The sequence below is a fragment of the Streptomyces sp. NPDC024632 genome (assembly GCF_055559175.1).
Genome location: NZ_JBVHLD010000023.1, coordinates 40,545 through 63,750 on the forward strand (window position 1 = coordinate 40,545; position 23,206 = coordinate 63,750).

The 23,206-nt window shown below is 73.4% G+C and carries 17 protein-coding genes; 7 read left to right on the forward strand and 10 right to left on the reverse strand.

The window, feature by feature from the left end:
- Nucleotides 1-80: 80 nt before the first annotated feature.
- Both ACZ37P_RS34450 and ACZ37P_RS34455 read left to right on the forward strand, forming a co-directional pair.
- Entirely contained in the window at nt 81-752 is a 672-nt protein-coding gene (locus ACZ37P_RS34450; protein WP_391050013.1) for a DUF4232 domain-containing protein, read from the forward strand.
- A gap of 200 nt (nt 753-952) precedes the next feature.
- Entirely contained in the window at nt 953-2,761 is a 1,809-nt protein-coding gene (locus tag ACZ37P_RS34455; protein WP_467350344.1) for a gamma-glutamyltransferase family protein, read from the forward strand.
- Between the two features lie 36 nt (nt 2,762-2,797).
- Here ACZ37P_RS34455 and ACZ37P_RS34460 read toward each other — a convergent pair whose 3' ends face one another.
- The 3 genes from ACZ37P_RS34460 to ACZ37P_RS34470 all read right to left on the reverse strand — a co-directional run bounded on the left by ACZ37P_RS34460 (nt 2,798) and on the right by ACZ37P_RS34470 (nt 6,065).
- Nucleotides 2,798-3,181, reverse strand: a complete 384-nt coding sequence (locus ACZ37P_RS34460) for a PPOX class F420-dependent oxidoreductase (RefSeq protein WP_467350346.1) — start codon at nt 3,179-3,181, stop codon at nt 2,798-2,800.
- A 315-nt stretch (nt 3,182-3,496) separates the two neighbouring features.
- Entirely contained in the window at nt 3,497-4,378 is an 882-nt protein-coding gene (locus ACZ37P_RS34465) for an alpha/beta fold hydrolase (protein ID WP_467350348.1), read from the reverse strand.
- Between the two features lie 148 nt (nt 4,379-4,526).
- Nucleotides 4,527-6,065 carry an alkaline phosphatase family protein gene (locus ACZ37P_RS34470; protein ID WP_467350350.1) on the reverse strand — a complete coding sequence of 513 codons (1,539 nt, stop codon included), beginning with the start codon at nt 6,063-6,065 and terminating at the stop codon, nt 4,527-4,529.
- Nucleotides 6,066-6,314: 249 nt separating this feature from the next.
- Between ACZ37P_RS34470 and ACZ37P_RS34475 the strand changes: the two genes are divergently transcribed.
- On the forward strand, nt 6,315-7,490 hold the full coding sequence (locus ACZ37P_RS34475) for an epoxide hydrolase family protein (protein ID WP_467350352.1): 1,176 nt from the start codon (nt 6,315-6,317) through the stop codon (nt 7,488-7,490).
- 33 nt (nt 7,491-7,523) lie between these two features.
- On the opposite strand, the gene ACZ37P_RS34480 is transcribed toward ACZ37P_RS34475, so the two are convergent.
- Both ACZ37P_RS34480 and ACZ37P_RS34485 read right to left on the reverse strand, forming a co-directional pair.
- Nucleotides 7,524-9,242: a mucoidy inhibitor MuiA family protein gene (locus ACZ37P_RS34480; protein WP_467350353.1), complete on the reverse strand. Its 1,719-nt coding sequence runs from the start codon at nt 9,240-9,242 to the stop codon at nt 7,524-7,526.
- Nucleotides 9,243-9,245: 3 nt separating this feature from the next.
- Entirely contained in the window at nt 9,246-11,534 is a 2,289-nt protein-coding gene (locus tag ACZ37P_RS34485) for a DUF4139 domain-containing protein (RefSeq protein WP_467350355.1), read from the reverse strand.
- A 423-nt stretch (nt 11,535-11,957) separates the two neighbouring features.
- On the opposite strand from ACZ37P_RS34485, the gene ACZ37P_RS34490 reads away from it, so the two are divergent.
- Together ACZ37P_RS34490 and ACZ37P_RS34495 are read left to right on the forward strand one after the other, a co-directional pair.
- A complete protein-coding gene (locus tag ACZ37P_RS34490) occupies nt 11,958-13,262 on the forward strand; it encodes a family 16 glycosylhydrolase (protein ID WP_467350357.1) in 1,305 nt (434 codons plus the stop codon).
- Nucleotides 13,263-13,717: 455 nt separating this feature from the next.
- Nucleotides 13,718-14,872 carry a cytochrome P450 gene (locus ACZ37P_RS34495; protein WP_467350359.1) on the forward strand — a complete coding sequence of 385 codons (1,155 nt, stop codon included), beginning with the start codon at nt 13,718-13,720 and terminating at the stop codon, nt 14,870-14,872.
- 59 nt (nt 14,873-14,931) lie between these two features.
- On the opposite strand, the gene ACZ37P_RS34500 is transcribed toward ACZ37P_RS34495, so the two are convergent.
- Nucleotides 14,932-16,299, reverse strand: coding sequence for a HAMP domain-containing sensor histidine kinase (locus tag ACZ37P_RS34500; RefSeq protein WP_467350361.1), 1,368 nt, complete (start codon nt 16,297-16,299; stop codon nt 14,932-14,934).
- Nucleotides 16,296-16,994 (reverse strand): response regulator transcription factor, encoded by a 699-nt coding sequence (locus ACZ37P_RS34505; RefSeq protein ID WP_355348469.1) that lies wholly within the window; start codon nt 16,992-16,994, stop codon nt 16,296-16,298. The genes ACZ37P_RS34500 and ACZ37P_RS34505 overlap by 4 nt, the downstream gene beginning before the upstream one ends.
- A gap of 35 nt (nt 16,995-17,029) precedes the next feature.
- Here ACZ37P_RS34505 and ACZ37P_RS34510 point away from each other — a divergent pair, with 35 nt between their 5' ends.
- Nucleotides 17,030-17,593, forward strand: coding sequence for a hypothetical protein (locus ACZ37P_RS34510; RefSeq protein WP_401858425.1), 564 nt, complete (start codon nt 17,030-17,032; stop codon nt 17,591-17,593).
- 276 nt (nt 17,594-17,869) lie between these two features.
- Nucleotides 17,870-18,646 carry a CAP domain-containing protein gene (locus ACZ37P_RS34515; RefSeq protein WP_391049990.1) on the forward strand — a complete coding sequence of 259 codons (777 nt, stop codon included), beginning with the start codon at nt 17,870-17,872 and terminating at the stop codon, nt 18,644-18,646.
- 159 nt (nt 18,647-18,805) lie between these two features.
- Here ACZ37P_RS34515 and ACZ37P_RS34520 read toward each other — a convergent pair whose 3' ends face one another.
- The 3 genes from ACZ37P_RS34520 to ACZ37P_RS34530 form a co-directional block, all read right to left on the reverse strand.
- Nucleotides 18,806-20,962, reverse strand: a complete 2,157-nt coding sequence (locus ACZ37P_RS34520; RefSeq protein ID WP_467350364.1) for an ATP-binding protein — start codon at nt 20,960-20,962, stop codon at nt 18,806-18,808.
- A 154-nt stretch (nt 20,963-21,116) separates the two neighbouring features.
- Nucleotides 21,117-22,256, reverse strand: coding sequence for a glycosyl hydrolase family 18 protein (locus tag ACZ37P_RS34525; RefSeq protein WP_467350366.1), 1,140 nt, complete (start codon nt 22,254-22,256; stop codon nt 21,117-21,119).
- A gap of 95 nt (nt 22,257-22,351) precedes the next feature.
- Nucleotides 22,352-23,185, reverse strand: coding sequence for a GntR family transcriptional regulator (locus tag ACZ37P_RS34530; RefSeq protein ID WP_467350368.1), 834 nt, complete (start codon nt 23,183-23,185; stop codon nt 22,352-22,354).
- Between the last annotated feature and the right edge of the window lie 21 nt (nt 23,186-23,206).

Sequence of the window (23,206 nt, forward strand, 5' to 3'; positions counted from 1 at the left end):
CAGGGGCAGGCGTGGCATCACACGGTGATTGAGTACGACGGGGTCGGTCTTCCGGCCCCAGGACGCACGGAGGTCCCACGATGCGCAGCCTGTCCGTACGCGTGATGGTGCCCGCCGCGGCTCTGGCCACGGCGGCCCTGACCTTGACGGCTTGTTCGGACGACGGCGGGTCCGCCGCTCCGGCGGGCTCGTCCGTCTCGGTCAGCGCGGCGCCGTCCGACTCCCCGTCCGCCGGTGCGCCGTCCACGACGGACGACGGTACGCAGAGCGCGCCGGGCGGTACGCCCACGTCGTCGGCGGACGGCTCCGGCGGCGCGTCGGCCGAGGCGGCGGGGCCGAGCGCGTGCGCCAGCGACCACCTCAGCGTGGCGCTGAAGGACGCCGAGGTCGGTGCCGGGCAGTACCACGCGAAGGTCGTCTTCACCAACACCGGCAGCACGGCGTGCACGCTGACGGGCTATCCGGGCGTCTCGTACGTCAAGACGGCCGGGGCGCAGGCCGGTCCCGCGGCCGACCGGGACGGCGGTTCGCACGGCACCGTCTCGCTGGCCCCGAAAGCGACCGCGTACGCGGAGCTGCACGACAGCAACGGTCAGGGCGGCTACAGCGCGGACCAGTGCAAGCTGACGAAGGTCGAGGGGCTGCGGATCTATCCGCCGAACCAGAAGGCGGCGCTGTTCCTCGCCGACAAGACCGAGCACTGCGCCGGTACGGGCATCCACCCGCTGACCATAGGCGCCGTGCGGCGCTGACGGCCGGTCGCCTGACGCACCGTCAAGGGCCCGCGCGGGCCCGGATGGTGGACCGCCGCGGACCCGCCGCTTCCCGGTCGCTAGCCTGCGTGCAAGGACGCGGCACCGTGATGTGCCAGGTCATGGCGGCGGACGGCCCTCGACGCGGGCAACGGGACGCGCCTTGACGGGAGTTGCCCGACCCGAGAGAGGCGCAGCGCATGTTCACGACCAGGCCGACCCTCCAAGGCACCTTCGGCATGGTGGCCTCCACCCACTGGCTCGCCTCCCAGAGCGCGATGGCCGTACTGGAGGGCGGCGGCAACGCGTACGACGCCGCCGTGGCCGGTGCTTTCGTGCTGCACGTCGTGGAGCCGCACCTCAACGGTCCCGGCGGCGAGGTGCCGATCATCGTCGGGCCCGCCGAGGGGGAGGTACGGGTGCTGTGCGGGCAGGGGGTGGCGCCCGCGGGCGCGACCGTCGCCCACTACCGCTCGCTCGGCCTGGACCTAGTGCCCGGTACCGGGCCGCTGGCCGCCGCCGTGCCCGGCGCGTTCGACGCCTGGATGACGTTGCTGCGCGACTACGGCACCGCGTCCCTCGCCGAGGTGCTGCGTTACGCGATCGGGTACGCGGCGGACGGTCATCCGCCGGTCGAGCGCGTCACGGCGACCGTCGAGACGGTGCGTGAGCTGTTCGAGACGGAGTGGACGACGTCCGCGGAGCTGTATCTGCCGGGCGGCGAGGCGCCGCGTCCCGGCGAGCTGTGGCGCAATCCGGCGCTCGCCGCGACCTGGCGGCGGCTGATCGCCGAGGCGGAAGCCGACGGCGGCGGGGACCGGGTCGCGCAGATCGAGGCCGCGCGCCGGATCTGGCGGGAGGGCTTCGTCGCCGAGGCGATCGTCGCCCAGGCCGCCCGTCCGACCATGGACACCAGCGGCGAGCGGCACACCGGGACGCTCACGGCCGCCGATCTGGCGGGCTGGTCCGCGTCGTACGAGGAGCCCGCCACCTACGAGTGGGACGGCTGGACGGTCTGCAAGGCGGGTCCGTGGAGTCAGGGCCCGGCCTTCCTCCAGCAGCTCGCCCTGCTGCCGTCGCGCGCCGCCGACCTGCCCGCGTACGGGTCCGCCGCGTATGTCCACCGGCTGGTCGAGGGCACGAAGCTCGCCATGGCCGACCGCGAGGCGTGGTACGGCGACGCGTCGGACGTCCCGCTCGACGCGCTGCTGTCCACCGCGTACAACACCGGCCGCCGCCAACTCATCGGTGACCGGGCCTCGTACGAACTGCGGCCCGGCGGCCCCGAGGGTCGGACGCCGAAGCTGAGCGCGTACGCGACCGCCACGGGGCAGGGCGCGGGTGCGCGGGTGGCGCCGACCGGGGGCGGGGCGGGCGAGCCGACGGTCGCGGTCGACGGCGGCACGCGCGGCGACACCTGTCATATCGATGTCGTGGACCGCTGGGGCAACATGATCTCGGCGACGCCCAGCGGGGGGTGGCTCCAGTCGAATCCGGTGATACCGGAGCTGGGCTTCCCGCTCGGCACGCGGCTCCAGATGACCTGGGTCGAGGAGGGTCTGCCCAACTCCCTGTCCCCCGGCCGCAGGCCGCGCACGACGCTCAGTCCGTCGCTGGCGCTGCGCGACGGGGTGCCCGTCCTCGCCTTCGGCACCCCCGGCGGCGACCAGCAGGACCAGTGGCAGGTGCACTTCTTCCTCGCCGTGGCGCTGCGCGACCGGGTGCGCGGCGGCTACGACCTGCAAGGCGCCGTCGACGCGCCGAACTGGCACACCGACAGCTTCACCGGCTCCTTCTACCCGCGGGCCATGGCGCCGGGCAGCCTCACCGTCGAGGAGCGGACGGGTCCCGATGTCGTGGCCGAACTGCGCCGCCGGGGGCACGCGGTGAGCGTCGGCGGCGCCTGGTCGGAGGGGCGGATCTCCGCCGTCGCGCGCGATCCGGAGACGGGCGTGCTGTCGGCCGCCGCGAATCCGCGCGGCATGCAGGGCTACGCCGTGGGACGTTGACGCGTCCGGACGGCGGCGCGCGGCCCTGCGGAATCCTCAGCCCATGCCCACGCTCTGGTGCTCGGGCTCGATGAGCGCGACGACGAGCTCGTTGTCGCGCGAGTAGGGGCCGCCGGTGTACTTCGTCGCCATCCGGTCGATGATCTCCCAGACGGCGTCGCCCTCCACCCATTCGACGACCTTGCCGCGGATGACGACCGGCTGGAAGGGGTTGTCGGCCGGGGTGAGGGAGAGCGCCACGCGCGGGTCGCGGCGCAGATTGCGGGCTTTGCGGGACCGCGGGCCGGTGAAGATCGTGACGCGGTCGCCGTGGGTGCCGATCCAGACGGGGACGGTGTGCGGGGCGCCGTCGGGCAGGACGGTCGCGATGTGGGCGAGTGAGGTGCCGTCGAGGACGCGGCGGACGTCGGGGTCGAGCATCGTGGTCAGCTCCTGATGGCTGGTGCGGGTGCGCCGGTGAACGGGTCGGCGGCTCTGGTGGTGTACGCGAACGGCCGCCCAGGGCCGCGTCCGGGGACGTATCCGTGGACCGACACGCGTGCACACTGAGAACCCTGCCAGGTCCGCGCGACCTCGGCATCCCGCGCGAGGCGCCGGCCGAGCCGCTGAACCGCCTCGTCGACGAGGGCGTCCTGGAGCGGCGCCCGTACGGCCGCCGGGCCGTACGCGGGCGAGGCCGGTCCGCCGGGGCTCCGCGACCTGACGGACGCTGCGCGACCGCAGCGCGGTCATCGCTCAGGCGGTGTGCTCCGCCACGAGGCCGATGATCTCGGGCCACAGCTCACGGGGGCGGTCGTGGCCCATATCGGGGATCAGGACGAGTTCGGCCCCTGGCACCAACTCCGCGGTGCGCTCCCCGCCGCTGGGGCCGATCAGGGTGTCGTCCAAGCCGTGGATGACGAGGGTCGGCACCTTGAGCTTCCGGAGTGCGTCCGCGCGTGAGCCGCCGAGGATCATCGCGCCGAGCTGCCGACCGACGCCGGAGGGGTGATAGGCGCGGTCATAGCTGCGGGCGGCCAGGTCGCGCAGGGCGTCGGCGTCGCCGTAGCGCCGGGAGGCCCACACCGACTCCCTGTCCGCCGCGGCGACATAGCCTTCGCGGTCGGCCGGTTTCGGGGCGAAGAGCACCGCCTGCGCCTCGGGGGTCGGCCGACCGTATTCGGACTCGCCGGTCGAGGACATCATCGAGGTCAGGGTCAACACCCGCGACGGCCGGTGGATGGCCATCGTCTGGGCGATCATGCCGCCCATCGAGGAGCCGAAGACGTGGGCCCGGTCGATGCCGAGCGCGGTGAGCAGGCCGAGGCCGTCGTCGGCCATGTCCTGGAGCGTGTAGGGGACCATGGCCAGGGCGGAGGCGATGTCCCCCGAGCTGACCGCGGCGATGAACCGGCCCATGTCGACGGGGTGGGCGTCGAAGGAGGTGGACAGCCCGCAGTCGCGGTTGTCGTACCGGATGACGTGGCGGCCACGGTCCGCGAGCGCGCGGCAGAAGTCCTCGTGCCAGGAGATCATCTGGGCGCCGAAGCCCATCACGAGCAGGACGGCGGGATCGGCGGGGTCGCCGAAGGTCTCGTAGGCGAGGGACACTCCGGGCGCGACGTCTGCATGGGGCATGTGCGGAGTCTGCCATTCGGCCGATCGCCTCGCATCCGGCTTTCGGCCAGGGCTGACCTGCGTCTTCTCCCGCACTTTCAGGTGCCGGGTCGGGCGGGCAGGGGGCGCGGATGCCGGTGGCGGCGCCCCCTGCCCGGACATCGGGCGGCTAGGCGGTGATCTTGACCGCGTCGATCACCCAGTACCAGTTGTTGGAACCGGTGTAGTGGAAGCGGAAGCTGACGCTGAAGGCGCCCACGGGCGCGGTCAGGGTGAGGGACTCCACCTTGGCGACCGTGTCGGCGGTGTAGGTCTTGACGACCGTCGGGGTGCCGCCGTTCCAGGAGGCGAGGATCTCGGCCTTCTGGCTGCCTTCCTGGAGGTAGTGCGTGACGTAGTCGAGGGTCACCTTGGAGCCCGCGGTGACCGCGTGGGCGGGGGTGACGAGCGTCGAGTCGAACGTGCCGGAGAAGGACTTGTCGGCCCACTCGTCGGAGTCGGCGACCGCGAAGACCCCGCGCGAGCGGACGTTGAGTTCACGCGACTGGTCGGCCTGGGCGCGGGACCAGAACTCGTCGGTGGCGAAGGACCAGCCGCGCCACTCGGTGACACCGCCGGTGCCCATCGCGGAGTTGATGATCGACCAGCCGCTGGGCGTGGTGTGCGTGTAGCCCAGGACCCCGGCGGGGATGCCGGTCTCGTCGGTGCGCGGTGAGAGCGTCAACGCGTCGAAGGGATCGGTCGAGCGCTCCTGAATGGGCTTGCCGTCCAGGCCCCAGGAGGCGGCGGGAACGATGCCGAGCTGCTTGAAGACCGTGGCGGCCACGTCGACCAGGCGGGTGTCGATGGGCCGCAGGCCCGCCGCGATGCCGGGCCCCTGGGCCAGCACGAAAGTGCGCCGCTCCTCGATGGTGGAGCCGCCGTGGCCGCCGGCGTCCAGGTGTCCGTGGTCGGTGGCGACGATGACCGTCCAGCGCTCGCTGGCGTAGGTGGGACGGGCCTTGACCGCGGCGAGCAGGCGGCCGAGGTAGCCGTCCTGGGTGGCGATGGCCTTGAGGTACGCCTGGCTGGCGGCGCCCGAGGCGTGCCCGACCTCGTCGGTGTTGCCGAAGTAGACGAAGGCGACATCCGGGTTCTGATCGCGCAGGACGGATTCGGAGTCGGCGACGATCTGGGCGTCGGTGACGGTGTAGTCGGCTGTGTCGCCGTCGTAGACGACCTTGCCGTCCGCGCCGTCGGTGAAGGTGCCCTGCGCGTCGAGCGGCTTCCAGTCGACGGCCACGTAGGTGGACAGGGCCGGTTTCACGGACGCGATGCGCTTGATGAAGCCCGGGTAGGCGCCGTAGTTCTTGCCCGCGAAGGTGTTGTCCTTCACGCCGTGCTTGTCCGGCCACACGCCGGTGGCGATGGTCGACCAGCCGGCGCCGGAGACGGTGGCCGCCATCGGGCTCGCGTAGAGCAGGCTGGTGCCGTAGGTGCCGTTCACCATCAGGGACTTGAGGTGGGGGGCGGTGGCCGCGTCGATCCTGTCGTGGCGCAGGCCGTCCATGCCCACGACGAGGACCTTGTCCTTGCTGGTGCCGTTCGGCAGCGTGGGGGCCGCGGCGGCGGCCGGGGTCGCGGCGGTGACGCCGCTGACGGCGACGGTCGCGCCGACGGCGGCGGTGGCCGCGAGGACGCTGCGGCGGGAGATCCCGTGGTCGGACATCTGTTGCTCCGTTCGACATGGCGGAGGTGGCGGAGACGGGCGGTGCGGGAGAGCACCAGTGGGACCGAACACCCCGGAACATCGAGACCGTTCGGTCCATACCTGTTATCTTTCCGTGACGCATGGGCGGAGGCCAGACCCCTGCGGGAGACGACCTGTTGAACGGTCGGCTACCAGTGGCCGACGTCCGGATTCGCCACGCTCCCCCGTTCCGGGGCCGCCGGGGTACGCGGCGTTAGCATGCGTCCCATGCCCGATGCCCCGTCCCGCCCCGAACCCTTCGCCCCGCGGGCCGACGCCGCCGCGCTCGACGACCTGCGGACCCGGCTGCGCGCGACGCGCTGGCCGGACGCGCCCGAGGACGCGGGATGGTCGCTCGGAACCGACCTGGACTACCTCCGCGAACTGGTCGCCTACTGGGCGGACGGCTTCGACTGGCGGGCGCAGGAGGCGGCGCTTGCCCGGCTCCCCCGGTTCCGGGCCCCGATCGGCGGGCTCGGCATCCACTTCGTCCACGCCCGCGCCGTCGCGCCCACGGGGCCCGTCCTGCCGCTGGTCCTCAGCCACGGCTGGCCGGACTCCTTCTGGCGGTACGCGAAGGTCGTCCCGCTCCTCACCGATCCGGCCGCGCACGGCGCCGACCCGGCCGACGCCTTCGACGTGGTCGTGCCCGACATGCCGGGCTACGGGTACTCCGACCGCCCCGCCGCGGGACGGCCGCTCGACTCCGTCGCCGTCAGCGGCCTGTGGGCGGAGCTGATGGACGTCCTCGGCTACGCGCGGTTCGGCGCGGCGGGCGGGGACATCGGCAGCCATGTGAGCCGCTATCTCGGGCTCGACCACCCCGACCGGGTGGTGGCCGTCCACCGCACCGACGGCGGCCTGCCCGTCTTCGCGGGCGATCCGGCGGAGCTCACACCCGAGGAGAGCGCCTGGTTCCAGCAGACCGCCGCCTGGGGCGCGGCCGAGGGCGGATACGCCGCCATGCACCGTACGAAGCCGCAGACCGCGGCCGTCGGGCTCCAGGACTCGCCCGCGGGGCTGGCCGCGTGGATCGTGGAGAAGCTGCGGGCGTGGAGCGACTGCGGCGGCAACATCGAGCGGAGCTTCACCAAGGACGAGATCCTCACCAACGTGACGATCTACTGGCTCACCGGGACGATCGCCTCGTCGATGCGGATGTACCACGCGAATTCCGCGATCCCGTCGGCCCAGCTCACCCGCCGCGTCGAAGTGCCCTCCGGCTTCTCGCTCTTCCCCGGCGACATCGCCCGCCCGCCGCGGGCCTGGCTCGAGCGGACGGCCAACGCCGTACGCGTCACCGAGCCCGCGCGCGGCGGCCACTTCGCGGCGTTCGAGGAACCCGAGCTGTACGCGCGGGAGTTGCGCGAATTCTTCCGCCCCTACCGGGCGGCAGCGGGCTGAACGGCGGTCCTGCGTAAGGGCGTCAGGGTCGCGTCACAGACCGGTCACCGCGCTCGACGCGCTGACCTCGTAGACGAGGGTGATCTCGCGGCGCTCGCCGGGAGCCAGGCGCTGGACGTAGCGGACGATGCCGTCGTCGTCGGTCTCGTCGGGCGCCGGGCGGCAGCGGTCGGGCAGGGTGCGGACCTCGACGGCCGAGACCTCGGAGACGGGGACGCGTTCGCGGATCACGACCTCGCGGGTGAGGTCGGCGCCCGGCCGGTCGGCGTCGCCGGGGTGCTCGGCGCTCGGCTGGTCCAGGCGGGAGACGAAGAGCCGCACCTGACGGGTGATCACGGTGCGCTGGTTGATCCCGGCGAGACCGGTGGTGTCGCGCTGCTCCTCGGTGTGGCGGACGACCCGGAAGGTGTCCTGGCTGCCGAAGGACAGGCGTACGTCCTCGCCCGTACCGGCGAAGGGCATCGTGGCCCGGCCGGTGTAGCCGCTGTCGCGCACCAGGTCGACGGGGCCGGCCAGCAGGACGTGGCCCGCGGCGTTGGGGAACCGCGCGGTGGTCACGACCAGCGGCGACAGTTCGGGGGCGCAGGTGTCCTCGGTGCGGCAGGCGGCGGTGAAGGCCGACAGGTGGACGCGGTGCGGGCGCCGGTCGGAGGGGACGGTGACGGGGCGGGGCGCGTGCAGGACGCGGACCGCGCCGCCGTCGTGCAGGCCGGGCAGCGGTCCCGCGCCGTCCGCGGTGTCGGCGGCCGAGTCGCCGCCCACGGTCGTGACGTCCTCCTCGCGCAGGTCCACCTCGACGGTCCGGCGCTCCTCGACGGTGCGTTCCCTGAGGGTCAGGACGTCCTCGGTCAGCTCCGGCGGGGCCGCGGCGAGGGTCGGGCGCGCGGTGGACAGGGACAGCCGTACGCCGTTCCAGTCCTCGCCGGTGTCCTGCCACACGAAGGCGTCGGTCTCCAGGGTGACGCTGTCGCGGTCGGCGGCGAGCGTCGCGCGGTAGGCGGGGCGCCACAGCGCGCACGGGACGAGGCTCACGACGCGGATCCGCGCGGAACCGGCCTCGGGCGCCTCCACGACGAGTTCCACGAAGGCCGTGAGCACCGGGGGCTCGGTCTCGGTGGCCGCCAACGCCGTACGCGCCGTACGCAGTTCCTCGTTCAGGTCGTGCTCGCGGCGGCGCAGCCGGTGGAGTTCGCCGATCCTGGTCTCGGCGTCCTCGTCCACGCGCTCCAGGCGGTCGGCCCAGCGCTCGGGGTCGGCGGCGCCCGCTCCCGCGCCCTGCACGATGTCGCGGTGCAGATCGGCCTTGGCCTGGTGGACCACGGCCAGCGCGCTCTCCAGGCGCTGCCGCAGCTGTCCGACCTCGCGCATCTCCCGTTCCAGGGAGTCGACTTCGCGGCGCAGCTCGGACGCGTCGGGGCCCGGCCCGCCGGGAGGCGCGGGGGTGTAGGTGCGGATGACGCGGGCGTCGAACACGCGCGGACCGTCCGCGCCGAGGTCCGTGTCGTCGTCCCCCTCGGTGTGCGCGGAGATCTCGGCGCGCAGGGAGCGGTCGACGGTCAGCGGGGTGACCGGGCCGATCCGCAGGCGCTGGACGCCCGCGGTGAGCCGCGCGGTGCCGGTGCGTTCGACCTGGGCGCGGTCCTCCAGGCAGGTCACGGTGGTGACCGGGAGGAAGAGCGCGTCCGGCTCGGCGGGCGTGTCATCGGCGCCGGGCGCGCCGGTCCCGTCGGTCAGGGTCTCCGGGGTGGTCACGGTTCACTTCCTCCGGTTTCCGCCGACGACCGACTTGCCCGCGGGGAGGCGGACCTCGAACCCTCCGGTGAGCGTCGTGGTCCGGCCGGGTGCCAACTCCACGCGCCACACGCGCGCTCCGCGGACGTACGAGCCGTCCTGGCCCGTGAGCGGTTCCTCGGGTTCCGTCCAGGCCGGTCGCGCCCGGTGCTCCTCGATACGGACGTCCTTGTCGGTCGACACCGGTACGCGCTCGCGGACCTCGACGACGACGGGGTACGGCAGGCGGTTGGCGACCTCGATCTCCACGGTGTGGTCGAGGACGGTCGTGCCGCCGCGCAGTCCCGCGGTGGACTCGCGCATGTGGGTGCGGCGGGCCACCTGGACGCTCTCGGCCACGCCGACGCCGACCGCCTGCCGCTGTCCGGGGGCGAGGGTCGGCAGGGCCGCGGTGAGGACGAAGTCGCCGTCCACCATCACGTCGGCCGGACCGGCGAGCAGCGCGTGCGGGGAGGTGTTGGTGACCAGGACGGTGCCGAAGACGGCCGTGTCCACCGCGGGGACGCACACGTGCAGCGACTCCGTCACGACCGGCACCTCGCTGACCGGCACGATGTGCCACGCGCCGTCGGACACCACGTCCGCGGGCGCGGCGGTGTCGAAGCGGTAGTCGAAGGAGCCGGCCGAGGTCCGTACGTCGACCGCGTGCGCGGGCCGCGGGAGGCGGCCGACGGTCTCGGCCCTGCGCCGGTACTCGGTGACCACGGTGGCGATCGGGGCGGCTTCCGGTCGCAGCGTGCCGCGCTCGGCGCCCGCGTCGGGACCCGCGACGGTCAGGCGGCCGTAGTCGAGCATGTCCACGGACGGCGCGGTGGACGGCGGCGGTACGGGCGGCGCGGCGGTTTTGCGCCGGGCGCTGCGGGCGACGGGCGCCGACCTGCCGCGTGCGCGGTCCGTCGCGGGCTCGGCGTGCGCCTGGGACATGGGCGCCTCGGCGGCGAGCGGAGCCGGGGGCGGCGCCGCTCCCGGTGCGGGCACAGGCCCGCCGAACGAACCGCCGTAGCCGACGGCCTCGGCCGCGCCGCCGGGCTCCGCGGGTCCGTACGCGCCGCCCGCCGCCAGGTCCGGCGAGAGGTCGGCCTCTTCCAGGTCGTCCTCGACGCCGCCGAGCCACGCGTTCATGGACCTGGGGGCGCCCGGGTCCGACGGCCGGGCCGGACCGCGCGACGCGGCGGGGTGCGCCGCGGCGGCGCCGTCATAGCCGGTGAACAACTCGGCGAGCCCTGGCGGCGGTTCGCGCCATCCGGGGGTCTGCGGTTCCTGCTGGGCGCGGCCGATCCGCAGCGACCGCAGTTCGGGCAGGTCGGAGCGGCGCAGCAGGTCCGCGGTGGACAGCGCGAGACGTACGCCCGACCAGTCCTCGCCGGTGCGCTGGGCGACGCAGGCGCGCAGGACGAGCGTGCCCTCGCCGCTGGTGCCGTCCAGGCGGAGTTGGTAGGTGGGGACCCAGGTGGCGCCGGGGACGTGGTACTCGACCTCGACCTCCACGTCGATCTCGGCCGGGGCGTCGGCGGGTGTCCGGGCCTCGTCGTTCGGGGAGGTGTCCTCGCGGGTTTCGGGCGCGTCCGGTTCGTCGGCCGACGCGTCCGGTACGTCGGTCGCGTCGGTCACCTCGGAGGCCAGCGTCACGACCGCGCCGACGGCCGGGTCGGTGCGCTCGGCGCTCAGGGCGGTGGACGACTGGTGCAGTCGCGCCCGCAGGACGTCCACGTCGTGGTCGGCGCGCGCCAGTTGGTCCTCAGTGGCCCGCAACCGCTCGTGCAGGAAGCCGAGTCGGGTGTCGACGAATCCGGCCAGGGCGAGGAAGGACTCGACCGGCGCCCAGCGGGGCGGGTCGCCCCTGCGCGGCTGCGGCGGCTCGGCGCGCAGCGCCGCCACCTCCTCGATCTCGCTCTCCAGCCGGTACTTGCGGTCCTGGAGCCGGGACTGCTGGTCCTCGGCGTCCTCCAGGTCCAGCCGCAGCGAGGGCAGTTGCTCGCCCCGGTGCACGGTGGCGCCGACGTCCAGCCGTACGTCGGTCACGCGCAGCCCGTGCGGTCCGTTCACCACCCGGCCGCGCAGCGACTGTTCGTAGAGCGTGGGCGGCAGGCCCTCGACGCGGACGGTGGTCTCGGCGGTTCCGGTCGGCACCGTGACGCGCGCGCGGCGGGTGACGACCGCTCCGGAGGCGTGCACGACGACGGAGGTCACCTCGGACTCAGCGGCGGACGGCTCGTTCGGCTCATCCGTGCCGCTCGGAACGGCTGCGCCCACCTTGTCTCCCCCACGCTCGGCCCGCGGCCGGTCTGCCCGTCACGTCTCGGGGCCCGGACTCGTCCGTACCCTAGCCGAGTCCTCCTGGGCACGCCGAGGGTCGGTGCCGGTCCGGCGGCGCGGGAGGTCCGGCCGGTGACGGACGATCACGAACGCCGTGTCTTAAGGGCCGGTTAAGAGCGGCTTATCAGCGCCTCGGGCCGATCGGCGTCCTCGCAGTTCGGGCACGTCACGGGCGTGCGGGCGGCTGTCCGGGCGGGTTGGCGGGCAGGGTGACCGTGCGTAGCATCGGGGCCGTCGGCGGCGGTCGTCGCTCCCGTGAGAGCGCTCCCCCGGCCACGGCCCCCGCCTCCCCCCGACGCCGTACGCCCGGCCGCCGCCGACGCGAACCCTGATCTCCCCCACAGACAAGGTACGTAACCCATGGCTGCACACCGCGCACGCAGATGGTCGCTCGGCGGACTGGTCGTCCTGGTCGCCGCCGCTCTGGTGGCCGCCGTCCTGGTGGCGACGACCGGTCCCGGCACGTCGAGGGCGGACGCCGCCGAGGGCCGGCAGACCTGGTCCGACGAGTTCGACGGCCCCGCGGGCAGCGCGCCCGACCCCGCCAAGTGGACGCACGAGAAGGGTTGTTCGGGCAACGGCAACAACGAGTTGCAGTACTACACCGACAGCACCTCCAACGCCGCTCTCGACGGCGACGGGCACCTGGTGATCACCGCACGGCCCAACTCCGACACCGGACTGTCCTGTTGGTACGGACCCTGCAAGTACACCTCGGCGCGGCTGAACACGGCCTCGACCTTCACGCAGGCGTACGGTCACTTCGAGGCCCGCATCAAGATCCCGCGCGGCCAGGGCATCTGGCCGGCGTTCTGGATGCTGGGCAGCGACATCGGCAGCGCCGGCTGGCCCCACAGCGGTGAGCTGGACATCATGGAGAACATCGGACGGGAGCCCGGCACCGTCCACGGCACGATCCACGGCCCCGGCTACTCGGGCGCGGCCGGTATCGGGTCCCCGTACACACTGCCCGGCGGCGCGGCCTTCGCGGACGACTTCCACACCTTCGGTGTGGACTGGAGCCCGAGCGCGATCACCTGGACGGTGGACGGCACGGTCTACCAGACGCGTACGCCGTCGGACGCGGGCGGCAACACGTGGGTGTTCGACCACCCGTTCTTCCTGATCCTCAACCTGGCGGTCGGCGGTGACTGGCCGGGCTCGCCCGACGGTTCGACGTCCTTCCCGCAGACGATGACGGTCGACTACGTACGGGCGTCGCAGTGGGACAGCGGCTCCGGCACGACGGCGGGCGGCGGCACCGGCGGGTCTGGCGGCTCCGACCGGGTCGGTTCGATCAAGGGCATCGGCGGCATGTGCGTGGACGTGGCGGGCGGCTCGTCGGCCGACCGTACACCGGTCCAGCTCCACGACTGCACCGGCAATGTGGCCCAGCAGTGGACGCTCGGCGCCGACGGGACGGTACGGGCGCTGGGCAAGTGCCTCGACGTGGACGGCGGTTCGACGGCGGACGGCGCGGCCGTGCAGCTCTACACGTGCAACGGCACCAAGGCGCAGCAGTGGAAGTACACCGACGCCCACGACCTGACGAACACGGGCGCGGACAAGTGCCTTGACGCGAAGGACAATGCGTCGGCGGACGGGACGCGGTTGCAGACCTGGACGTGCGGCGGGGCCGCCAACCAGAAGTGGATCTTCGGCTGACCCCTGGTCCGACGGCGTGGGGCGTGCCCGGTCCACCGGGCGCACCCCGCGCCGTCTTTGGCCGGTTTCGGCGGTTCGCCCGGTTCGCTCGTGGGAGTACCGTCACCTTCCGGGAGCACCGACCGACAAGGAGTACGCCATGTCATGGGTGACCAGCGGCCTTCGGGCGCTCAGCGGCGAGATGCGCGCACGGTGGCACGGGTACTTCGTCGGCTACGGGCAGCAGGACTGACGCCCGCAGCAGGACCGGGCACCACTCGGACCGACAAGGAGGACGGCCACGATGTCATGGATCGTCAGGAGCCTTCGCGCGCTCAGCGGTGAGGCGCGTGCGCGGCGCAACCAGTACGGCGACAGGTACGGGCACAACGCCTGACGTCTTCTCCGCGCGGGGACGGGACGGGCGGCCGTACGCGGCGCGCGTTCCGTCCCGTATCCGACAAGGCGGGCGACCCGTGTTCCTCGACAGGAAGAGTCTGTGGCCGGACCTGCGGCGGTGGGAGGAGCAGGCGGCGGGCCGTGACGGGCCGTTCCGGCTGCGCTTCGGCACCCTGTTCGTGGCCGACGGCGGCGCGGCCCGTGACGTGCTGGTCGAGCAGGCGGGCGACTATCTGTCCCAGTCCGGATTCTTCCGCCTCGGGCCGGAGTCCCTGCCCCCGGCGGTCAGGGGCGAAGCCTCGCGTGAACTGCTCAGGGTCCTGGCCCGGCACGATCCCGCGTCGTCCTTCGACCTCGACGCGGCTCTCGGCGAGGTGTGTGACGGTCGCGGCCGTCTGCGGCACCAGCACTGGGGCGTCGAGGTGGTCCGGCGGTACTTCGGCCCCGTCATCGCGGACCGGAGCCACACCGCGATCAACGCGCTCGCCGACACGTATGTGACGTCGAGTGTGGTCGCCGACGACGTCGTCGGCCATGTGCTGAGACGCTCGCACCGTACGGTGCCCGCCGTCCGGGCCGGGCTCGCCGAACAGCTCGGGCGGCTGTCCGCTCAGGAGGACGGGGCGCGGGATCTGGTCGACCTCGTGCTGGGGCTGCCCGGCGAGCTGTCGACGGCCGATCGCGCGCAGGTGCTGCAACGCCTCGTGCTGTCCACGGTCGGCTTCACCGGCGTGACGCTCGAATGGGTGGTGCTGCTCGGGGTCCGGCACGGCTACGACACCCCGACGGTGCGGCGGGAGCAGGTCCACCGCCTGGTCAGGGAAGCGCTGCGCCTGTATCCGACCGCCTGGCGGCTGATGAGAGTGGCCGCCGCCGACCACGAGATCGCCGGGGCCGAGGTCCGCGAGGGCGAGCATGTCCTCATCGGCACGCACGCGATCCACCGGTCGGCGGCCGTCTGGGAGGCGCCGCTGGACTTCCGCCCCTCGCGCTGGGAGCGGCCGACCGACGAACAGCGGCGGTCCTACCTGCCGTTCGGCAAGGGCGAGGGCATGTGTCCGGCGAGCGGCTTCGCCGTCAGGGCGCTCGAACACCTCGGCCACCTCATCCTGAGCGGCTACCGGGGCGAGGTGCGGCTGCGCACGCGCAGGCCGCATGTGCGTACGCTTCTGGCGCCGCCCGCCGGCTGGACCCGGCTCACCGCGCGAGCGGTACCGGCTCCCGAGCGCTGAATCGGCCACCGCGGCCCACGCCCTCGGCCGCGGGGCAGGACTTCTTCGTGGCCGCCGCGTCAGACCGGCGACTTGCGCAGGCGGGCCCGCCTGCGGTGCAGCGGTCCGCGCTTGGGCGGCGGTGAGGCGAGGCCGAAGCGGACGGCGACGCGGGTGCCGCCCATCGGGCCGCGGTCGATGTCCAGCGCGCCGCGGGTCGCGGCGGCGGCGCGGCGGGCGATGTCGAGGCCGAGGCCGGTGGACGCGGTGCTGGCGCCGCGGACGAGGGCGTCGTCGGGGTCCGGGATGCCGGGGCCCGCGTCCTCGACGGTGAGGGTGACGGACTGGGCGGCGCGCACCAGGCGCAGCGCGAAGGCGGTGCCGGGCGCGGTGTGCCGGAAGACGTTGCCGACGAGCGCGTCGATGACGGCGGCGAGGTCGTCCTCCGGCAGGTCGATCAGGGCGTCCTCGCCGGTCACTTCCACCAGGCAGGGGCGGCCCTGCTGTTCCGCGAGCGTCGTCCAGAATCCGGCGCGGCGGCGGACGATCACCGTGGCGGCGCACAACACCTGCTCGGGCCGGTCGAGTTGGGGCGCGCCCATGTGTCCGACGGCCAGCGGTGTGCGGGCCGCGGTGATGACGGCGTGCAGTTGTGTTTCGAGCTGGGCGACCGCGGCGGCCACGGGGGCGGCGTCCGGTCCCGTACCCATGCGTTCGGTGGCCAACTGGAGGGCGGTCAGGGGTGTCCTGAGACGGTGGGACAGGTCGGCGACCAATTCCCGCTCGACGGCGAGGAGTTCCAGCATGCGTGCGGCCATGGCGTTGAACGCCTGCCCGGCCTCGCGCAGTTCCGGCGGCCCCATGGGGTCGACGCGGGACTCCAGGTCGCCGCGGCCGAGCGCGTTGGCGGCGCAGGAGAGGTTGCGGGAGGACCGTACGACGCGGGAGGCGAGGCGGTCGGCGACCAGGACGGAGCCGACGACCAGGCCGACGGCGAGCAGCGCCATCACGGTCAGCGACGCGTTCACCCCGCGGTTCAGCTCGGCTTCGGGGACGAATTCCTCGACGACGGCGACCCGGCCCTGCGGCAGCACGACCGGCTGGAGGTAGACCCAGCCGCCGCCCGGCAGGTCCTGCGCCAGTGACTCGCCGTCGTGCTGTGCGCGCACCAGCAGGGAGTGGGGTGCGTGGCCCGCGCCGATGGAGCGGCCGGCGGGCTGGTGGACCGCCAGGTTTCCCGACGGGTCGAGGCCCGAGACGGCCTGCCGTACGGCGGCCGGGTCGTCGGTGAGCGTGAGGACCGGCGCCAGGGCGGCGGCGCGCTGCTCGGCGGCGGTGATCGCCTGGTTGCGGGCCTCGGAGCGGACCAGCAGGCCCAGCGGGATGAGGAAGGACAGGGCCACCATCGAGGTGACGGCCAGGGCGACCCTGGCCAGGGTCCCTCTCACCGCGGGGTCACCAGTTTGATGCCGACGCCGCGCACCGTACGCAGCAGGCTCGGCGCCGCCGCGCTCTCGCCGAGTTTGCGGCGCAGGGAGGACAGGTGGACGTCGATGGTCTGATCCTCGACGTAGGGGTCGCGCCAGACTTCGGTGAGGATGTGCCGTTTGGACACGACGGTGTCGGCGTTGGCGGCGAGGAAGGACAGCAGGTCGAACTCGCGGCGGGTCAGGGGGACTTCGTGTCCGTGCAGGTGGACGGTGCGGGGTCCGGGGTCGATGCGCAGCGGTCCGAGGGTGACGGGCTCGCGCAGATTGGGGGCGCCGGTCCTGCCGTCGGGGCCCGCGGAGCGGCGCAGGACGGCGCCGAGGCGGGCGGTGAGCTGTCCGCCGGAGAAGGGTTTGACCAGGTAGTCGTCGGCGCCCGCGTTGAGGAGCCGGATGATCTCGGCCTCGTCGTCCCTGGCGGTGACGATCAGGACCGGTACGCGGGAGATGCCGCGGATCATGCGCAGCGCGTCGCCGCCGTCGAGGTCGGGCAGGCCGAGGTCGAGGATCACCGCGTCCAACGGCGTTCTGGTCGCCTCGCGCAATCCGCTGAATCCGTCGGCGGCGCTGCGGACTTCGTGCCCGTCGCGGGTGAGTATCCCGATCAGTTCGGCACGTATGCCGGGATCGTCTTCTACGACAAGGACGCTCGCCATGCGGCACACCGTAACGGATCGGCCATGATGGCCCGGTGCCCCGGTCCTTGCGCCATTTCCTGATCTGGCTGTCGTGCACGGTCCTCACCGTCACGGCGGTGTCGTTGACCGTGCGCTTCGTGGTGGGTTCGACGGCGCCGCTGCCGCCGTCCGCGCGGGATGTGGCGGCCGGGATCGCCACCAACTCGCCCAGTTCCGTGGTGATCGGCTCGCCGACGGCCACGCCCCGGCAGTCGCCGACGCGGACCCGCAAGCCCACGGTGTCGCCGTCCCCCTCGACCCGTCGCCCGACGGCGACCGCGACCAGCCCGTCCTCCGCGCCGGCCGCGCCGCCGTCGACCGCCTCCCGGCCGCCGGACTGCGAGGGGGGCGCCGGGACGCACAGTTTCGAGTCGACCGGCGGTCAGGCGTCGATACGGTTCGGCGCGGACGCGGTGTGCCTGGTCTCGGCGGTGCCCGCGATCGGCTTCACCACGAGCACCCGGCAGAGCGCGCCGGACACGCTCACCATCACCTTCACCGGGGCGCGCCACCGCTCGGAGCTGACGGCGACGCTGCGTCCGCAGGCCAAGGAGGTCACCAGCGAGGTGTCCTGGTGAGGCGCGGTGTCCGCGGTTCTTCGCCCGCCCGGCCGGGGGCGGGGCTCAGCGGAATCTGCGGCTTTCCTTAGGGGAACGTGAAGTTGGGCTCGGACGGCGGATCGGACGGCTCCGGCGGCCTAGGGTCGTGCCCGCCGGACCGTTCCTGTGAGCGGGTCCCCCCTCACGACATGTCTCCCCCACCACGAGGTGCCAGCGATGAGTTCGTCCCGCCGTGCCCACTCCCGTAACTCCGCCCATGGCCAGCACAGGGCGAGGCGCAAGCCGCGGATACGCATGGCGGTGACCGGAGCCGCGGCCCTGGCCGTACTCGGTGGCGGCACCGCCTTCGCCTGCCTCGGGGCACCGCATCAGGGGTCGCCCACCGCCGGGCACAGCGGCTCCGGCTCCGGCTCCGGCGACACGAGCGCGTCGGCCGGGCACAGGCCCGGCGGCAAGCCGGCCGGTTTCCGGCCCACCGCCCCCGCCGCGACCATCTCCACCACGCACCGCCCGCGCCCCGGCCGGCCGAGCCCCAAGCCGACGGCCACGCCGACCGGCGCCCCGGTGACCACCGCGCCCACGACGGCGGCGCCCAGCCCCTCGGCGACGACTCCCGCGCCGCCCGCCACGACGAACCCGCCGAGCGCCGGGGACGCCGTGCGGCAGGTGCTCGACCTGATCAACCGCAATCGCGCCGCGGAGGGCCTCGCCCCGTACACGCTGCTCGAAGGGCTTAACAAGAGCGCCGCCGCGCACAATCAGGTGATGGCGTCCGGCTGCGGCCTGTCCCACCAGTGCCCGGGCGAACCGGCCTTCGGTGACCGCGAGACGGCCGCCGGGGTGCACTGGACGTCGGCGGGCGAGAACATCGGCGAGGGCGGCGGTGTGGGCTCCTCCGCCTCCGCGATCGCCGCGAGCGCGGTCGGTCTGACGCAGATGATGCTCGACGAGAAGGCCCCCGACGACGGCCACCGCCGCAACATCCTCAGCAGCGGCTACACGCACATCGGCATCGACGTCTACCGCGACGGTTCCGGCACGGTCTGGATGACGCAGGACTTCTCCAACTGACCGTCGCCGCCTCCTACTTCCTTCCCGCCCGGTGCCGCGAACCCCACAGCGCGGCACGTTCCCGTCGGCCGGGGCCGACCTCCCCCCGGCCCCGGCCGACGGATGTCCGACCGGCCGCGCCGTTCCCTCGCGGGTCTCCGGCAGGGGTGAACGGGCCGCTCACGCGGTGTGGTTGTCCGGCTGGAGGGCGGCGGCCAGGGCGGTCGGGCCGTGGGCGGTGGACCCTTGGGCGTACGCGGCGGCGTACGCCTGGTCGCCGAGCGCCGCGCGGGCCGTCTCCTCGCAGCGCTCGCGCACCAGTTGGAGTTCCGGCGCGCCGCGCTGCGGGTGGCCGACGCTGCGCCAATAGGCGCCGCCGGTGCCGTAGACCGACGCGGCCTGCTCGGCCCGGCCCTCGGCGGCCAGGGCCGCGGCGAGCAGGTCGAGGCCGAGCGCGATGCCGAAGGCGTCCCCGATGAGGCGTTTGCTCTCCAGCATGGTGCGGGCGTAGCCGATGGCCTCGGTGGGGGCGCCGGAGAAGAGGGCGACGACGGAGAGCTGGTAGTCCAGGTAGGAGCGGGTCCAGACCTCGCCGGTGCGTACGCAGTGCTCGCGCAGTTCGAGGGCCCGCTCGCGGCCTTCGGCGAAGTCCCCGAGGGCGGTGAGGGAGAGCACTTCGACAAGGTTGCAGCGCAGCCGGTCCGGGGAGTCGAAGGCGAAGCCGGGCGCGCCGCCGAGCGCCGCGCGTACCGCGTCCAGTGCCTTGCGCGGCTGGCCCATGAGCAGGCCCAGCAGGCCGGTGAGGCAGGCGGCGGCGATCCGCTCCTCCTGGTCGCCGCCCGCTTCGGCCGCGGCCTCCACCTCGGCGCTGATCTCGGTGGCCAGGGCGTAGTCCCCTTGGAGGGTGACCGTGGCCCCGAGGCCGGTGAGCGCGCGGGCGCGGGCCCGGTCCTGCGCGGTGTGCAGTTCCAGGGCGCGCTCCAGATAGGAGCGGGCTTCCTTGAGGTGGCCGCAGCAGGTCCAGAAGTAGACCAGCAGCCCGGCCAGTTCGGCGGCCTGCGCCGGGTCGTGGACGAGCCAGTGGTCGAGGGCGGAGCGCAGGTCGGGGTGGGTGTCCTCGATCACCCGATAGCCGAGGAGCTGGTCGGGGCTCGACCAGCTCCCGTCCGCCCAGCGGGCGAGGCCGGTGAAGTAGTCGGCGTGACGGCGGGCGGTCGCGGCGGACTCGCCCAGCTCGCGCAGCCACTCACCGCCGTACTCGCGGATCGTGTCGAGCATGCGGTAGCGCTCGCGGTGTCCTGCGCCGCTCGACGCGTCCTCGGCGGGGGCCGTCCTGATGATCACCGACTGGGTGACCAGCCGTTCCAGGGTCGGCGCGACGTCAGCGGCGCGCAGCGGGCCGCCGGTGGCGACCGCTTCCGCGGCGGCCAGGTCGAAGGCGCCGCGAAAGACGCTGAGCCGGGCCCAGAGCAGCCGTTCCTGCGGGGTGCACAGCTCGTGGCTCCAGCCGATCGCGGTGCGCAGTGTCTGGTGGCGCCGGGGCCAGACGAAGCCGGTGCGGGACAGGACGTCGAAGCGTGAGCCGAGGCGGTCGGCGACGTCGGCGACGGTGGCGGGGCCGACCTGGGCCGCGGCCAGTTCGATGGCCAGCGGTATCCCTTCGAGGCGGCGGCAGATGGTCGCGGCGGCCTCCGCCGCGCCGGGTTCCGCGAGCGGGGTGTGGCCGAGGCGGCCGGTGACGCGCTGGTTGAAGAGGGCGAGCGCGTCCTGTCCTTCTGCCGACAGCGGTGCGACGTCGATCAGTTCCTCCACGGCGGAGGCCAACGGGCGGCGGCTGGTGGCCAGTACGGTCAGGCCGGGCGCGGCCGTCAGCAGTTCTCCGACGAGGTGGGCGCACGCCTCGATCAGGTGCTCGCAGGAGTCGAGCACGAGTAACAGGCGCTTGTCGGCGAGCCATTCGCACAGTGCCTCGACGGGCATCCGCGGTGAGTGGTCGGCGAGGTCGACGGCGTCGCTGACGGTGGCGAGCAGCAGGTGCGGGCTGTCGAGGGTGGCGAGGTCGGCCCACCAGGTGCCGTCGGGGAAGCGGGAGGAGTCGGTGTCTTCCGCAGAACCGATTCGCCGGTCCGCGCCCGGCTCCTGTTCCGCGGCGACTTCCACGGCGACGCGGCCGACCGACGCGCGCGCCGCCGCCCGCAGCGCGAGCCGTGTCTTGCCGACTCCGCCGGGCCCGGTGAGGGTGATCAGCCGGCGGTGTGCCAACGCCATGTCCAGCCGCGCGAGTTCCGCCGTACGGCCGACGAAACTCGTTGTCTCCTGCGGAATGTGCCCCTTCATGGCCACAGCCTGACACCGACCGACCGCGGAGGGAAACGGGCCGTCGTGGTGAAGCTCGGCGCGAGTGCCCTATGAGGGCGCGTCAGGCGGCGTACGCGGAACCGGACTCGGGCCGGTCCCGCGGGTCGCGCGCTTCACCCGCACTGACGGAGAGTCACCCGGTGAACCAGGGGTTCCCGCCGCCGAGGGACCAGACGGAGACTTTGGTGACGCCCAGTGAGGTCAGCACCGCCAGCTTGGAGTTGAGCGCGGTGCTGTCCACGTAGTCGTAGAGCCTTCCTCCGGAGACCCAGCGGATCTCTCCGGAAGAGGCGTCGCGACGGGCGGCGATCGTGCTCGGGTCGGTGGAGAAGCCGGGGCTGTGCTTCATGTCGCTGAACTGGATGTTGCCGGTGACCGCGTCCAGGTCGCACGGGTCGGGCGCGCTGATGCCGTACGAGGGCAGGGCGATGACCAGCCGCGACGGGTCCGGGATCTTGCTCTGCGCGTACCGCGTGACCTGCTTGAGCCAGGCGAGCGGGGTGATCGGCAGGCAGCGGCTGCCGGGCGCGGTGTCGAACTCCTCGTCGTACGCCATGATGTCCAGTTCGTCGACGCCCTTGGCGCTGACGGCGGCGTAGTCGTAGAAGGCGGCGTCCTCGGTCATCGCGGGCGCGTCGACCACGAGTTTCTTGCCCTGCGCGTGCAGGGAGGTCGCGAGCTGGCCGAGGAAGGTCTTGTAGTTGGTGAAGTCGGCGGCGCTCCAGGACCAGTAGTCCTCCATGTCGACATCCACGCCGGTGAGTTGGTTGGTCACCACGAAGGAGGTGAGCTGCGAGACGGCGTCGCTCCGGTTGGCACTGCTGCTGACCAGGGCGTGGACGTCGGCGGTGGTCATGCCGGAGACGGTCGGGTACTGGTAGGCGGAGTGCGCCTTGAGGTCGGCGACGTTGGCGGCGCTGTAGGTGTTGCAGAGCCCGGCGGCCGTGGTCTCCAGGCTGACCTTGCCCTTGCCGGTGACGCTCCAGTACTCGGGTTTGAGCGCGCCGTTCTTGACCCGGTTGTCGGCGTATTCGCTCGGCGCGGTGCAGGTGGAGTCGCCTGCGGAGCCGGGGTAGAGCCAGGTCTGTAGCTGTACGGCGGAGGCGGCGGTACGGGCGGCGGGCGGCCGGTGGGCGGCGCCGCTCGACGCGGCGGCCGACGTACCGGGTCCGGACGTACCGCTGTCGGTCGTCATGGCGCCCGCGGCCATGGCACCGGCGAGGGCGGCCGAACAGGCGGCGGCCGTGGCGAGGATGAGCCTGCGACGAAGCATGATCCGTCCCTTCGGGGCGTGGGGGTGCGCCGCGTCGGCCGGGGGCGGCGGCGCGGGGTGGGGGGTGACGGAGGAGTCGTGGGTGGGCGCGGGGGCTACCCGTTGTCGTTCCAGTAGGGGTCGAGGACCAGGGTGTCGGCGCCCGGTACGCGCGAGGCCGCAGACCAGGAGCCGCCCAGGACGCGTCCGCTGTCGGGCTCGGGGGCGAGCGACAGTTCGGTGAGGATGCGGTACCGGTCGCCCCGGTAGACGGAGCGGGTGAACTCCACGACGCGCCCGTCCGCGTCCCTGGCGGCGCGTTCGAAGAGCAGGGCCGGGGTGTGGACGGGCACGCCGAGCAGTTCGGCCTCGGTCTCGTCCACCACGGTCGGTTCGATGAGCTGTGAGGCGCGGGTGAGCAGGATGCCGTACCGGCTGCCGAGCAGGCGGTAGAAGGAGTCGGTCTCCAGGTCGTGGGCGGTGAGGCCGGGGACCAGCGCCAGCGGTATGTGCAGCGTCTCGACGCACATCGGGTCGCCGTCGACCAGCCGCAGCCGGGCGATCCGCAGGATCCGGTCGGCCGGGGCGGTGCCGAGGCGGCGGCCGATCCTGGGTCCGGCGGCCATGGCGGTGAACTCCACGGTGCGGCTGGTCCACGCGCCGTCCACACCGCCGACGCCCAGGCTCGGTCCCGGCCCCGCGGCCGGCCCCAGGCGCTGGGCGACCTTGTCCTCGGCGACGAAGACGCCGCGCCCGTGGGCCCGGATCAGCAGTCCGTCGCGCACCAGGTCGTCCATCACCGAGCGCAGCGTCGGGCGGGAGACCTCCAGGGTCTCGCAGAGCTGGCGCTCACCGGGCAGCGGTCGTCCGGTCGCGGTCTCCTCGACGAGGTCGAGGAGGTGCGTACGGATCCGCTGCCGCTTCTCCCAGCGGCTCTCGCTGCTGACCATGGGCCCACCAGTCCTGTCCGC